Source organism: Paenimyroides viscosum (genome assembly GCF_003858535.1).
Classification (GTDB): Bacteria; Bacteroidota; Bacteroidia; order Flavobacteriales; family Flavobacteriaceae; genus Flavobacterium; species Flavobacterium viscosum.
Genome location: NZ_RQTJ01000021.1, coordinates 1 through 13,018, shown reverse-complemented (window position 1 = coordinate 13,018; position 13,018 = coordinate 1). Strand labels below are relative to the sequence as shown.

At 32.1% G+C, this 13,018-nt stretch carries 15 protein-coding genes; 11 read left to right on the top strand and 4 right to left on the bottom strand.

What is annotated here, in order from left to right:
* The first annotated feature begins 224 nt into the window (after positions 1-224).
* On the top strand, positions 225-893 hold the full coding sequence (locus tag EG242_RS10015) for a hypothetical protein (RefSeq protein ID WP_124899744.1): 669 nt from the start codon (positions 225-227) through the stop codon (positions 891-893).
* A gap of 34 nt (positions 894-927) precedes the next feature.
* On the opposite strand, the gene EG242_RS10010 is transcribed toward EG242_RS10015, so the two are convergent.
* Complete coding sequence (locus tag EG242_RS10010) at positions 928-1,086, bottom strand: lmo0937 family membrane protein (RefSeq protein ID WP_124899743.1); 159 nt, start codon at positions 1,084-1,086, stop codon at positions 928-930.
* A gap of 153 nt (positions 1,087-1,239) precedes the next feature.
* On the opposite strand from EG242_RS10010, the gene EG242_RS10005 reads away from it, so the two are divergent.
* Positions 1,240-2,601, top strand: coding sequence for an FAD-dependent oxidoreductase (locus EG242_RS10005; RefSeq protein WP_124899742.1), 1,362 nt, complete (start codon positions 1,240-1,242; stop codon positions 2,599-2,601).
* Positions 2,602-2,620: 19 nt separating this feature from the next.
* Here EG242_RS10005 and EG242_RS10000 read toward each other — a convergent pair whose 3' ends face one another.
* Entirely contained in the window at positions 2,621-4,129 is a 1,509-nt protein-coding gene (locus EG242_RS10000) for a helicase HerA-like domain-containing protein (protein ID WP_124899741.1), read from the bottom strand.
* 324 nt (positions 4,130-4,453) lie between these two features.
* Between EG242_RS10000 and EG242_RS09995 the strand changes: the two genes are divergently transcribed.
* The 7 genes from EG242_RS09995 (at position 4,454) to EG242_RS09960 (ending at position 11,431) form a co-directional block, all read left to right on the top strand.
* Positions 4,454-5,269 (top strand): MotA/TolQ/ExbB proton channel family protein, encoded by an 816-nt coding sequence (locus tag EG242_RS09995; protein WP_124899740.1) that lies wholly within the window; start codon positions 4,454-4,456, stop codon positions 5,267-5,269.
* A gap of 70 nt (positions 5,270-5,339) precedes the next feature.
* Positions 5,340-5,951 (top strand): ExbD/TolR family protein, encoded by a 612-nt coding sequence (locus EG242_RS09990; protein WP_124899739.1) that lies wholly within the window; start codon positions 5,340-5,342, stop codon positions 5,949-5,951.
* A 21-nt stretch (positions 5,952-5,972) separates the two neighbouring features.
* Complete coding sequence (locus tag EG242_RS09985) at positions 5,973-6,521, top strand: ExbD/TolR family protein (protein ID WP_124899738.1); 549 nt, start codon at positions 5,973-5,975, stop codon at positions 6,519-6,521.
* Between the two features lie 23 nt (positions 6,522-6,544).
* Entirely contained in the window at positions 6,545-7,420 is an 876-nt protein-coding gene (locus EG242_RS09980) for an energy transducer TonB (RefSeq protein WP_124899737.1), read from the top strand.
* Positions 7,421-7,794: 374 nt separating this feature from the next.
* On the top strand, positions 7,795-8,673 hold the full coding sequence (locus EG242_RS09970) for an energy transducer TonB (protein ID WP_124899735.1): 879 nt from the start codon (positions 7,795-7,797) through the stop codon (positions 8,671-8,673).
* 175 nt (positions 8,674-8,848) lie between these two features.
* Positions 8,849-9,739: a PstS family phosphate ABC transporter substrate-binding protein gene (locus EG242_RS09965; RefSeq protein ID WP_124899734.1), complete on the top strand. Its 891-nt coding sequence runs from the start codon at positions 8,849-8,851 to the stop codon at positions 9,737-9,739.
* Positions 9,740-9,769: 30 nt separating this feature from the next.
* The gene (locus EG242_RS09960; protein ID WP_124899733.1) at positions 9,770-11,431 is read left to right on the top strand and encodes a tetratricopeptide repeat protein; all 1,662 of its coding nucleotides are present in this window, start codon (positions 9,770-9,772) and stop codon (positions 11,429-11,431) included.
* Between the two features lie 57 nt (positions 11,432-11,488).
* Here the strand turns inward: EG242_RS09960 and EG242_RS14945 are convergent, their stop codons facing one another.
* Positions 11,489-11,632, bottom strand: coding sequence for a hypothetical protein (locus EG242_RS14945; RefSeq protein WP_203227703.1), 144 nt, complete (start codon positions 11,630-11,632; stop codon positions 11,489-11,491).
* A 170-nt stretch (positions 11,633-11,802) separates the two neighbouring features.
* Here EG242_RS14945 and EG242_RS09955 point away from each other — a divergent pair, with 170 nt between their 5' ends.
* Together EG242_RS09955 and EG242_RS09950 are read left to right on the top strand one after the other, a co-directional pair.
* Positions 11,803-12,420, top strand: a complete 618-nt coding sequence (locus EG242_RS09955; protein ID WP_124899732.1) for a 7-carboxy-7-deazaguanine synthase QueE — start codon at positions 11,803-11,805, stop codon at positions 12,418-12,420.
* 28 nt (positions 12,421-12,448) lie between these two features.
* A complete protein-coding gene (locus tag EG242_RS09950) occupies positions 12,449-12,844 on the top strand; it encodes a DUF2059 domain-containing protein (RefSeq protein WP_124899731.1) in 396 nt (131 codons plus the stop codon).
* On the opposite strand, the gene EG242_RS14940 is transcribed toward EG242_RS09950, so the two are convergent.
* Positions 12,822-13,018: hypothetical protein (locus EG242_RS14940; RefSeq protein WP_203227701.1), on the bottom strand; the 197-nt coding region annotated here is incomplete at its 5' end. The two genes, EG242_RS09950 and EG242_RS14940, sit on opposite strands and share 23 nt — an antisense overlap.

Here is a 13,018-nt window from a genome sequence, read left to right as displayed (position 1 = left end):
AAAGGAATGCTCAATTCAAATGTGCAAGCTTATAATGAGATTACGGACCAAATATACCATACGTAAATTGTGGTACTAATAATGAAATAGGGGGGGTACCATTACTATTGCAAAGCTAGATTATACAAACAAAATTATAACTGGTACGTTTAGTTACGACTGTGTAGGTGATAAAGGTGTTATCTATACTGTTCGTGACGGTTGGTTCGATTTAAAATTTTAACATGAAAAAAATACTATCACTTTTTACAATTTTCTTTGTGCTTTCATGTTCTTCAGACGATAATGTTGTGAATTTGTGTAATGAACAAATAGTTTCTCATTATCAAAAAGATCTACAATTAGTAAAAAATGTAAAAAACAACGTAATAGCAATAGCGTTTGATTTAGGAATTTCTGATGGGGTTATTAGTGAACGTTTAAAAGCGCTTTCGCTGTTTGATTTACCACTTAATTCAGATGGAAAAATCACAACTATTTATGTTGATCCATTATCAACTTATTCTACTAAAGTTGTATTTGGGTATTTTAAAGAAGGTAATTTATCGTGTGAGAAAATAAATGGTTACATAAATCAAATTAAAAATATAACTGAAGTATATAATGTTCAAAAACTTATAGAAGGGTCAACTAAATATGCAATTCTAAAAGAAACAAACATTATAGAAATTAAACTTGAAGATAATTTAGATTTATCAAATTTACAGAGTTTGGCAAATACGCAGGGATATGTTGTAACTGAAAACGATCCTATGAAGGTTAATGATAGCCAAGAACTTGTGTATTACTTAATTGATGAATCTGCCAAAAAATCAACAATAGAAATGGCTAAAATACTATCTCAAAATATTAAGTACCAACATATATCACCTAAGTATATCAGTATAAGATAAAAAAAAACTCCTATTTTTAGGAGTTTTTAATTTTTTAAGGTCTGTTTCCAGTAATTAATCGGTACAAAATAGCAATAACTGCTAACACCAATAAAACGTGTATAAAACTTCCTACGGCGTCTGCGAAACCAAAATATCCCACAGCCCATAAAATAATTAGTACTACGGCAATAAGCCAAATTAAATCTCTCATAGCATACTATTTTTAAAAATTAGTGTACTAAAGTTAATAAAAAAATATTTTAATACCACTTTAACTTTTATATTTTTTTGCAAACTTTGGTGGCAACGGCACAATTTTGTACTTTTATCAACATACAATATTAAGTAAACAAAAAGCTATAACATGCTTACAAAAAATAAAGATATTGCAGTTGCAGGTGCCGGACTTGTTGGTACCTTATTGGGTATCTATCTTAAGAAAAAAAATTACAACGTAACTATTTTTGATCGTAGTGAAGATATTCGTAAAGTGAAATTTTCTGGCAGATCTATAAATTTAGCAATGTCTACTCGTGGATGGCACACTTTAGATGAAGTTGGAATTGGTGATCAAATTAGAGAAATTGCTATTCCAATGGATAAAAGAGCTATACACATGAAAGACGGTTCTTTGTCTTTTCAACCTTACGGCATCAACGGCGAAGCTATTTATTCTATATCGCGCGGTGGTTTAAACAGAATGATGATTGATTTAGCCGAAGAAGCAGGCGTGAAGTTTGAATTTAACCAGAAAATTTGGGATATAAACTTAGAAACCGCTACCTTATATATAGGTGAAAACGAACACGGACCATTTACTACCAAACAATTTAATCAGGTTTATGCGGCCGATGGTGCTTTTTCTCGTATTCGTCACCGCATGCAGCGTCAAAATAGGTTTAATTATTCGCAGATATTTTTAAATATTGGCTATAAAGAATTAACCATTCCTGCAAATGAAGATGGTTCGCACAAAATTGATCCTAACTCGTTTCATATTTGGCCACGTGGTGAATTCATGCTTATTGCACTGTCTAACGACGATGGATCATTTACATGTACGTTGTTTATGCCCTTTGAAGGCAAAAATTCTTTCGAAGAAATTAATACAGAAGAAAAACTACTTCAATTTTTCAACGAATATTTTTCTGATACCAAAGATTTAATTATAAATCTAAATCAAGAATACTTTACAAACCCAACATCTTCATTGGTAACAATGCAATGTTATCCGTGGACTTATAAAGATAAAGTGGCTTTAATTGGCGATTCTGCTCATGCAATTGTTCCTTTTTATGGGCAGGGAATGAATGCTGGTTTTGAAGATATTACAGCGATAAGTGATTTGCTAGATGAATTTCCAGATGATATAGAAAAGGTTTTTGAAAAATATCAAGAGATACGTAAGCCAAATGCCGATGCAATTGCCGAATTATCCTACAGAAATTTTATTGAAATGAGTACCAAAACGGCTGATGTTGATTTCTTATTACAGAAAAAAATAGAAGCTTGGTTTACTAAACAACATCCCGATAAATGGCTACCGCTGTACGATCGCGTTACTTTTAGCTTAAACCCTTACGAAGACGCTTTGGCAATTGGCGATTTGCAGAAAAAAGTAATGGAAGATGTAATGCAACTTCCCGGTATTCATGAAAATTGGCAAACAACCGAAATAGAAAAATATATTTTAGATTTGTTAGATAAAAACAAAGCAGACAATTAGTCTGCTTTGTTTTTTTTGTTTACTTTTTAAACATTTTGGTAAGTACTCCAAAAGCCCCACGTATAAACGTTGCGCTGGTTAAAACTTTAATAACCTGTTTGGTAAAATAACTTTCTTCGGTTTTTTTAGGTGTTGAAGTTTTTGTTGATTTTGAAATTACAACTTCTGCAGGTTTTTCTTCAGATATTTTTTTATTCAATAGTTCATAAGCGCTTTCTCTGTCAACCACATTATTGTACTTGTTTTTTAAGGTCGATTTTTCAATTAACACATCAATTTCATTGGGCGACAAAACATCCATTCTGCTCATTGGTGCTTGTATCATACAAACTGCTAAAGGTGTAGGTATTCCTTTTTCGTTTAAAACCGTAACCAATGCTTCGCCTGTACCAAGCTGTGTAATAATTTCGTTGGTTTTATAAAATTCGGTTGATGGAAAGTTTTCCGATGCTAATTTAATGGCTTTTCGATCCTTATCGGTAAAAGCACGTAACGCATGCTGAATTTTTAAACCTAACTGCGCCAAAACACCGTCGGGCACATCGGTTGGGTTTTGTGTGATAAAATACAAACCAATTCCTTTAGATCGTATCAGTTTTACAATGGTTTCAATTTGATCTAAAAGAGTTTTGGTGGCTTCTTTAAAGATTAAATGCGCTTCATCAATAAAAATAACCAATTCTGGTTGTCCGCTGTCGCCTTGTTCCGGCATGGTATTGTAAACTTCGGCTAAAAGACACAGCATAAAAGTTGAAAACAATTTAGGTTTATCCTGTATATCGTTTAAACGTAAAATATTTACAAAAGCTTTACCATTTTCATCAATTCGCATTAAATCTTTAATATCAAACGATGTTTCTCCGAAAAATAAATCGGCATCTTGTTGTTCCAATTCTATCAGTTTACGAAGAATTGCTCCTGTAGATGCTGTAGAAACGCGTCCATATTCTTTTTCAATAGCCTCTTTACCTTCATTTGTTATAAACTGAATTACTTTTTTTAGATCCTTTAAGTCTAATAGTGGAAGTTGATGATCATCGCAATATTTAAAGATCAACGACATTACACCGCTTTGTGTATCGTTCAAATCTAAAATACGTGAAAGTAAAACAGGTCCAAATTCTGATATTGTTGCCCGTAATCTAATACCATTTTGTTTTGATATGGTTAGTAATTCTACAGGAAATGCGTTTGGTTCAAAAGGTAAATTCATTTTAGCATGTCGCTCTTCTATAAAAGCAGTTTTTACGCCTTGCTGTGCAATTCCGCTGAAATCACCTTTAATATCCATCATTAAAACCGGAATGCCTTTGTTTGATAATTGTTCAGACAGTACTTGAATGGTTTTGGTTTTACCCGTTCCGGTAGCACCAGCAATTAATCCGTGGCGGTTTAGTGTTTTTAAAGGTATGTTTATAAATAAATCAGCAACCGGTGCGTTGTTAATCATTGCACCGCCAATTGTAATAAAGTCGGTCTTAAAATTGTAACCTTCTTTAATTTTTAGTTTGAAATTTTCGATATCCATTAAACAATTGTTCTTTTTTTGATAAAGATATAAACTTCTTTCAACTAAAAAAATGCAATAAAACGGTAGGTTATGTAATTGTTAAGAAATATTTGCGGACAAAAAACAATAATAGTGAACGTGAAACGTTTAATGTTTAAGGATTTGGTAAAAAAATATTAAAAAGTAAATTAATTGTTTCTTTTTAGTTAATTTTAAATTCTTAAATAATAACAGGCTAAATTTTATTTTTTTATTTCAACTAAAAAAGTAAATTTGCCTTGCTTCAATGAAAGCAAACTAATTTTAAAAATTGAGTAAACATTAAATTTAAATTTTATTAAGATGACACAAACAGTTGAGAAAAATCCAAGTAGTTCAGGATTATCTAACATTGCTGCGGCACTAACAATTCTAATATGTCTTGTAGTTGGTTACGTAATTTGGGATTTCGTATTAGGGGCTTCAAGTAACTTTATGAATGGAGATCCTAATGGCGATCCACTTCCAGGTAACTTAATGGGGATGATGTATAAGGGAGGTTTTGTAATAGCCATATTAATTGGATTATTAACTACTACAGTTGTTTTTGCAATTGAAAGATTTTTCGTTATTAGTAAGGCGTCTGGTACAGGTGATGCTAAGGCTTATGTTGCTAAAGTACAATCATTAGTTAATGCAAACCAAATCGATGAAGCTATTGAGCTTTCAGATACCCAAAAAGGTTCGGTTGCAAACGTTGTTAAAGCAGCTTTAATTAAGTTAAAAGAAGTTAAACGCGAAGGTTTTGATGCTGATAAAGCAACAGAAACTATTCAAAAAGAAATTGAAGAAGCTACTGTGTTAGAAATGCCAATGTTAGAGAAAAACATGATCATTTTAGCAACATTAGTATCTATTGGTACATTAGTAGGTTTATTAGGTACGGTAACAGGTATGATTAAAGCATTCTCTGCTTTATCTACAGCTGGTTCACCTGATTCATCTGCATTGGCAACAGGTATTTCTGAAGCATTAATGTGTACTGCAACAGGTATTGGTACTTCTACATTAGCTATTGTTTTCTATAACGTATTTACAACTAAAATCGATAAATTAACACATTTTATCGACGAGGCTGGATTCGCAATTACACAATCTTACAGAAGACACAATAAATAGTCCTTATTTATTGTAGTTCGTAAATATTGTATAATTCCAGATTAAATCTGGTTAAAAAAGAAGAAAGAATATGGCAAAAATGAAAAAATCAAGTACAAGAATAGATATGACCGCAATGTGTGACGTATCATTCTTATTGCTAACATTCTTCGTTTTAACCTCTACAGCAAAAACACCAGAAGTTCACCCTGTTGATTTGCCTGCATCTACAAAGGAAACTAAAATTCCTACAGATGATATTTTATCAATTACCGTTGGTCAAGAAAACGTGTATATTGGTATTGCCGGCAAAGAAGATCGTAAAGATATCTTAACAAGAATGGGGCAAGAGTATAAAATTGAATTCACTGAAGCAGAAAAAAATGCTTTTGCAGGATTAGAAAATTTTGGTGCTGATATTCGTGAAATGAAGACCTTGTTGGCTAAATCACCAAGTGATCGTATGCAAGAAGAATTTCATAAGGGTGTTCCTTATAAGGATTCTTTAAATAATCAATTAGCCTCTTGGGTACGTAATGCACGTGAATCATCTTGGCAGCGTAAAGAATCATTCTTAAAGGTTGCTATTAAAGGAGATGCAAACGAGCAGTTTGGTACTATTAAAGAGATAATGAATATTTTACAAGAACAACGTCAAAACCGCTTTTACCTAGTTACAGGTTTAAGATCAGACGACTTTTAATCTACTAAAATTTAAAAAGAAATGGCAGAATTAAATACTGGTGGTAGCGAAGGCAAAAAAGGCGGTAAAAAAGTAAGAAGTAAAAAACAAAATGCTGGTGTTGATTTAACGGCAATGGTAGATTTGGCATTCTTATTGATTACGTTCTTTATGTTAACCACCTCTTTATCTCAACCGCAGTCTATGGACTTAAATATGCCGGATAAGTTAAAGAAAGAAGATAACACACCGAAGCAAGAGGCTAAAGAATCAAAAACCATGACTATTTTAATTGGGAAAGACCGTAAATTAAAGTATTATATGGGTATGATTAATGATCCATATCAAGGAATTGGTCCAACAGATACTACTTATGGGAAGAATGGTGTGCGTCAGGTTATTTTACAAAAAATGGCTAATTTGAAAGCAGCGGGGCAAATAGGTAGAGAAGGAATTGTTGTGTTAATTAAAGCTACGGAAGAAGCTACTTATACCGATATGATTGATATTTTAGATGAAATGGCGATCACAGGAGTTGAAGTGTATGCTTTGCAAGACATGACAGAAGACGAAAAAGCAGTTATGCAGTAAGCATAAATAAAAAATAAACTACTATGGCTAATATTAATTTATTTGGAAAGGATTGGACAAACATTGTGTTTGAAGGTCGTAACAAAGCGTACGGTGCCTACAAACTACGTCAAGAAAATCCTAAAACAACATTACTAGCATTATTGTTAGGTGTTGTATGTATTGGTTTGGCTTTTGGTGGATCGGTTGCATATAAATCAATGTTTGGTGATACTTTTACATCTAAAAAAGATGTAGAAGAAGTATCTGTTACAGAGATTGAATTACCTGAATTACCAGAACCGGAACCTCCGGTTGAGGAAATTAAGGAAGAGCCAATCCCGGAACCAGAACCAGAAGCAGCAGATGCCTCAAAATCGGTACAAGAAGAAGTGAAATTCCTGGAAACTGAAGTTAAAAAGGATAACGAGGTTAAAAATGAGCAGAAGACTACTCAAAAAGACATCGATGATACAAAAACTTCAGGGCGTGAAGATCGTGAAGCAGATAAATCAGGAGATTTTAAATCAAAAGGTGAACAAACCGGTGGTGCTGATAAAGGATCAAAAGGAGAAGGAACTGGAAAGAAATTTTCTGAAGATGAAAATAAAGTGCACAGTTTTGTACAACAGAAAGCTGCACCAAACGAAGGTTTGCCTAAATTTATGCAAAATTTTTCGCGTAAGTTTAATGCGCCTGATGTTGGTGGTAACGTAAAACAAATTAAAGTTACTTTGAAATTTACTGTTGAGAAAGATGGATCGTTTACCGATTTACAAGTTCTAGATGATAAACAAGGAGTAGGTAATGAAGCAAAACGTGTGTTAAAATCTATGCCAGGTTGGAAACCAGCGCAGCATAATGGTAAAACGGTACGTTCTACTTTTAGATTACCAATTACAATTAATGTGAATAACTAATATGTTAGAAAACTTTATAAGTAATTATAAACAAAAATCGCTATTACAGCGATTTTTGTTCTTTATTGGCTTGCTTTTCCTAATACTGTATTTTGTATTGGGCTGTATGTTCATTTTTTGGAAATCCGTTCCCTTAGATTTATCTTATAACCGCAGGCTATTATTCGGAATACTGCTTATAGTGTACAGTATTTTCAGGTTTTACAGAATTATAAACATAAGGCAAGATTAATTTCTTGCCTTTTTTTGTTTTAACAAATACTAAATAAAATATATTTACGTTATTCTGTAAATGAGTATTTATATTTTGTATATTTAGTTAAAACATTTTAATATGGTCTGATTTTTACGCTTAACTTAAAACATTTTTAATTATGAGCAGTTTAAATTTATTCGGAAAAGAGTGGGGAAATATCGTATTTGAAAACCGCAACAAGCTTTACGGAGCTTACAAACTACGTCAAGAAAGTGCTAAAACAACTTTTATGGCATTGGCAATAGGTGTAGGTATGATAAGTTTAATTTTAGGAAGTTCTTATTTGTATGCTTCAAAAAGTGATCCTACAGTTATAATTGTTACTATTCCAGATGATCCTATGGTTCCAAATAGGATAGATCCCATTGAAAAAATCGAGCCAAAAATTGAAAAACCAATTGGCACTAGTGATGATACTAAAGCTGTAGCTACTAAAACAGATGTAATTAAGAATATCAAGTTGGTTGAAATGCAAGTAACCGCTGATGACATATCAAAGAATGAAGTGCTAACAGCGCAAAATCAGTTTAACGACAATACTAATTCTGGACAAGATAATCTTGAAGCTAATATAAATGGATCTTTAAATACAGATGGAAGCAAATCGGGAACTGAAAATATCGATAAAGGTATAGATGAAACAGGTGCTGGTTCAACAAGCGGAACTAAAGAATATAAACCAAATGATATCGTAAAGCTGGTTCAGCATAAAGCAATGCCAAACGAAGGATATGATAAATTTTTTGATTCTTTCGTTAAAAAGTTTTCTCATCAAAATATTAATGCTTCTTCTAGTGAAATTTCTGTAAAGTTGCGATTTGTTGTAGAAAAAGACGGGTCATTCACCGATATACAAATATTAGACGATAAATACGGCTTGGGGAATGAAGCTATACGTGTGTTAAAATCAATGCCAAAATGGAAAGCGGCACAACATAATGGTAGAACAGTACGATCTATGTTTACCTTGCCAATAAAAGTAAAAATAAACAATTAATTTAAACCCGCTAGTATTAGCGGGTTTGCTTTTCAATAGCTATAATGTTGTATTTTAACGTATGGTAAAATCATATTTACTACCACAATAATTTTTGTTTGTTAAAAATGCAAAATTTGTAAAGTTTATTAAAAAAAAAATTAGTAGATTTAGCAATCAATTAATATTTAAAATTATGAAGCAGATATTTTGGTCTGTGTTAGTGTTAGGCTTGTTGGTTTCTTGTAAAAAAGACAATACAGAAACATCAAGTGAATTAAAAGAAGCGTACGATAGAGGGAATGCTCAAATGTATGTTGAAACATCTGTTTATCCAATAATTGAAGATATTAATCAGGTTTTTAAAACGTATTACAACGATGCCAATATAAAGCTTGTAATGCTACCACAAAACCAACTATTAAATGCTGTTTATAAAGACTCTAACCGTTTGGCGGTGGTTCCAAAAACATTCACTGCTAAAGAATTAGAACAATTTAAAGGTCGTGTTGTACCCAAAATTACGCCTATAGCTAAAGATGCTGTTTTGTTTATAACGCAAAAGAACGCAACCGATACGTTGATTAACTATAAAGATGTAATTGAAGTTTTTAAAGGATCTAAAAAGTCCGATAAAATATTTGTTTTTCATGAGGCTAATTCAAGTATTGTTACAAAACTAATGGAAGATGCTGGTGTAAAAACTATAAGCAAAAATGTATATTATGCACCAACGGTTGAAGAAATTGTGGCATATATCAATAAAAATAAAAATGCAATAGGTGTTGTAGGAATAAATTGGTTGGTACAACCTGATGATAATATAAAAGAAGGTATTAAACAATTACGCTCTATGCTTGTTTATAATGATTCGTTAAAACAATACTTTGCGCCATCACAAAGTACCATTGCAGATAATACGTATCCACTTGTACGTACAATAAATATTGTAGATGTTCAAGGTAAAACAGGTTTAGGAACCGGATTTGCAAGTTTTGCAGCATCAGACAAAGGACAGCGAATTGTTTTAAAATCAGGATTAATGCCTATAAAAGTTCCTAAAAGAGAAATTAACATAATAAAATAATCAAGTTTTTTTTCAATATAATCGTAAATTATGAATAAAAAAATTACCCTAAGTTTAGCTTTATTATCATTCATTTTTAGCGCTAACGCACAAGATAGCGTAAATGATGAAATTGATAATGCAATTAAGTACGGACGTTACGATGTTGCAAAAAAAGAACTATACAAGCTTGTTAGATCACAACCAACCCAAGGAAAGCATTTTTATCGCCTAGGGTTGATTCATTTAAACGAAAATAATCAAGATTCTGCCAGTTATTACTTTAAACAAGGTTTAAGAGGTGTTAAAAATGTTGATATAAATAACTTAGGATTAGGTAAAATTGGTTTGCTTACACAAAAAGATAAAGAAGCAAAATCTAAATTTAATGCAGCAACGTTAAATATTGGACCAAAAGACTATCAAACTTATTTAGACATTGCACACGCTTATACTTATGCCCCAAAGCCTGATTTCGATTTGGCTTTAGAATTTGTAAACAAAGCATTGTTTTTAGAATTAGAAGCACCAGAACCACATATTGCCCGTGGTGATATTTACTTTGCAGAAAAGCAATTTGTTGATGCACGCAGAGTTTATTACGAGACATCTAAACGTTTTCCTAATAGTCATTTACCCAAAATGAAATTAGCTGATGTTTTGCGTGCGGGTAATGAGTTTGAAGATGCTATAAAAGTGTATGATACCATTGTTTCAAAAGATCCAACATATGTAGATGTTTACAAACAATTAGCATTAACTCATGCAGATTATGCTCGTTTTAAAGACGATAAAGCGCTTTTACAGCCTGGTGTAGAAAACTATTTTAAATATCATGGAATGTTAGGTGAAAGTATAGATCTTGACAACGAATTGGCTGCATATTTAATTAAAAATAAAGATTATAAAGCTTTAGGTGATTTGGTTAGAACCAAATGGTACACGCGTGGTGATAACTTTTTTATGTACCGTTACCGCGCTATTGCCGATTTTCAAAACGGGAAATTCTTAGACGCAAAAGAAAGCATCAATAAATATTTTGATGTTCAAGATAAAAAAGATCAAATTTTACCAATAGATTATCTATACAAAGGTTTGGCAGAATTAGAAGCTTCACGTAAGGAAGACGGAACTTTCAACGAAGCAGTTTACAAGAAATCAATTGATGAAATGGCAAAAGCCGTGAAAGAGAATCCTAAATTAGGAGTTGCTTTACATGAGTTGGGAATGGATTTGTTTAAAGACGAACATTTTGAACAAGCTTATTTTGTTTTTGATTTAGCATCGAAAGACGAGAAATCACCGTATTATGTATACGATATGTTCTACAAAGGAAATGCGCTTTATATGGCAAGTGAGAAGCCTATGTTTAATGATCAATTACAAAAGGCAAAAGATAATTTAGACAGTTCTTTAAGAAAAACACCAACTTTTGAAGCGTATTTAATCAGTGCACGTGTAAATAGAAATTTGAATACACCAACATCTTTAGCTAAAATGGAAAAAGATTACGAAGGATTCATTGATTTACTTACACAAAAAGGATTTGCAAATGATTCTGCTTTTAAAGACGCCTTAATTGAAGCTTACACGATGATTGGTAATTACAACCAAACGGTAAATAAAGCAAAAGCAACAAGTTCTTTCCAAAAAGTACTAAGATTAGATTCTAGTAACGAATATGCAAGAAAGCAAGTGCAAAACGCTAAATAAATAACAAGAGAGCAACTTAACGGTTGCTCTTTTTTTATGTAAATATTTAAGTAATTATTATTTTGATTGAATTAAAACATAGTATCTAAAAGCCACAATTGCCTGTTGAAATTTTGTAAGTTTGGCTGGATCTTTATCTAAATAACTTGGTAGTATTTTCTTATTCAGATTATTTATCAATTTAAAGAATGACTTTCTCATACGTTTTTTATTAAAGATAATCATTTTTTAAAAATATACTGAAGGTAGAAAATGAAAATCTATGGCTCAATTTGTTAAGTTTAAGCAAATCAATAACGTATTAAATAAAGATTACACATTTCGCTCAGTCTGTTTTCCTTAAGAATCGTATCTTTGCAAAAAATAAAAAGATGACAACAGCAGAAACAATAGTTGAATCGTTACCTTTAATGGAGGCTTTTTACACCATTCAGGGAGAAGGTTTTTATACCGGTCACGCAGCATATTTTATACGTTTGGCAGGATGCGATGTTGGTTGCCATTGGTGCGATGTTAAAGAAAGCTGGGACGAAAACCTGCATCCCAAAGTGTTGGTAAGCGATATTGTTGCACAAGCTGAAATGCATGGAAAACTGGCTGTAATTACAGGTGGTGAACCATTGATGTGGAATTTAGATCATCTTACCTTAAAATTGAAAGAAAAGGGTATTCAAACAAATATAGAAACATCTGGTGCGTATGAACTGTCTGGTTTTTGGGATTGGATCTGTCTGTCGCCTAAAAAAGCAAAATTGCCTACCCAAAGTGTTTACGATGCTGCCAATGAATTAAAGTGTATTATTTACAATAAACATGATTTTATTTTTGCCGAAGAACAAGCAGCTAAAGTAAATAAAAATGCCAAGTTGTATTTGCAGGTAGAGTGGGGTAAGAAGGATGAAATGCTTCCAATGCTGATAGATTATGTTAAAAATAATCCTCAATGGGCTATATCAACACAAACTCATAAATATTTAGATATTCCATAATTTTTTTTAAATTTACTTAAAAAAAGCTATGAGAAAAACAATCGTATTAACGCTGTTATTATTTGCAACTAACAGTTTTGGACAAGCCAATAAAGTTGATGTTGTTAAGCTGGTTGAGCTTTCGGGTGAAGTGAATGAATTTTACAATATTGCCGATGAAATCTCTAAACAATTATCTGCTAATAACCGTGAAAGTTTTAAAAAGGATATGGAACCTTTAATAACCAAGCAAAAAAAGAATTTAGTTGCTTATTATGCACAAAACTTATCACAAAGCGAAGTTGAAAACCTGATTGAATTTTATCAGACACCATTGGCAAAGAAATTCATGATGATTAAACAGAATTATGCTACGGTTTTAAGTAATAAATCAGAAGATTTTAAAAGCGAAATACAAGGTATTATAATGAAATATATGATGTAAAAAGAGAAGCAACTGCTTCTCTTTTTTTTGATTTCAAACTAAAAACGGTCATTCTGAACGAAATGAAATGTAGTGAAGACCCGAGCTTGCGAATTGGCGGAGCAATCTCATTGTGTGTGCCCTGCATATGCAGGACACACCCCGAAAGCTTTTCAAATAGTTCAAAAATACAAA

Excerpts from the sequence above, each read along its gene's own strand:
- EG242_RS10015 (WP_124899744.1), top strand. The coding sequence starts at position 225 with ATGAAAAAAATACTATCACTTTTTACAATTTTCTTTGTGCTTTCATGT.
- EG242_RS10010 (WP_124899743.1), bottom strand. The coding sequence starts at position 1,086 with ATGAGAGATTTAATTTGGCTTATTGCCGTAGTACTAATTATTTTATGG.
- EG242_RS10005 (WP_124899742.1), top strand. The coding sequence starts at position 1,240 with ATGCTTACAAAAAATAAAGATATTGCAGTTGCAGGTGCCGGACTTGTT.
- EG242_RS10000 (WP_124899741.1), bottom strand. The coding sequence starts at position 4,129 with ATGGATATCGAAAATTTCAAACTAAAAATTAAAGAAGGTTACAATTTT.
- EG242_RS09995 (WP_124899740.1), top strand. The coding sequence starts at position 4,454 with ATGACACAAACAGTTGAGAAAAATCCAAGTAGTTCAGGATTATCTAAC.
- EG242_RS09990 (WP_124899739.1), top strand. The coding sequence starts at position 5,340 with ATGGCAAAAATGAAAAAATCAAGTACAAGAATAGATATGACCGCAATG.
- EG242_RS09985 (WP_124899738.1), top strand. The coding sequence starts at position 5,973 with ATGGCAGAATTAAATACTGGTGGTAGCGAAGGCAAAAAAGGCGGTAAA.
- EG242_RS09980 (WP_124899737.1), top strand. The coding sequence starts at position 6,545 with ATGGCTAATATTAATTTATTTGGAAAGGATTGGACAAACATTGTGTTT.
- EG242_RS09970 (WP_124899735.1), top strand. The coding sequence starts at position 7,795 with ATGAGCAGTTTAAATTTATTCGGAAAAGAGTGGGGAAATATCGTATTT.
- EG242_RS09965 (WP_124899734.1), top strand. The coding sequence starts at position 8,849 with ATGAAGCAGATATTTTGGTCTGTGTTAGTGTTAGGCTTGTTGGTTTCT.
- EG242_RS09960 (WP_124899733.1), top strand. The coding sequence starts at position 9,770 with ATGAATAAAAAAATTACCCTAAGTTTAGCTTTATTATCATTCATTTTT.
- EG242_RS14945 (WP_203227703.1), bottom strand. The coding sequence starts at position 11,632 with ATGAGAAAGTCATTCTTTAAATTGATAAATAATCTGAATAAGAAAATA.
- EG242_RS09955 (WP_124899732.1), top strand. The coding sequence starts at position 11,803 with ATGACAACAGCAGAAACAATAGTTGAATCGTTACCTTTAATGGAGGCT.
- EG242_RS09950 (WP_124899731.1), top strand. The coding sequence starts at position 12,449 with ATGAGAAAAACAATCGTATTAACGCTGTTATTATTTGCAACTAACAGT.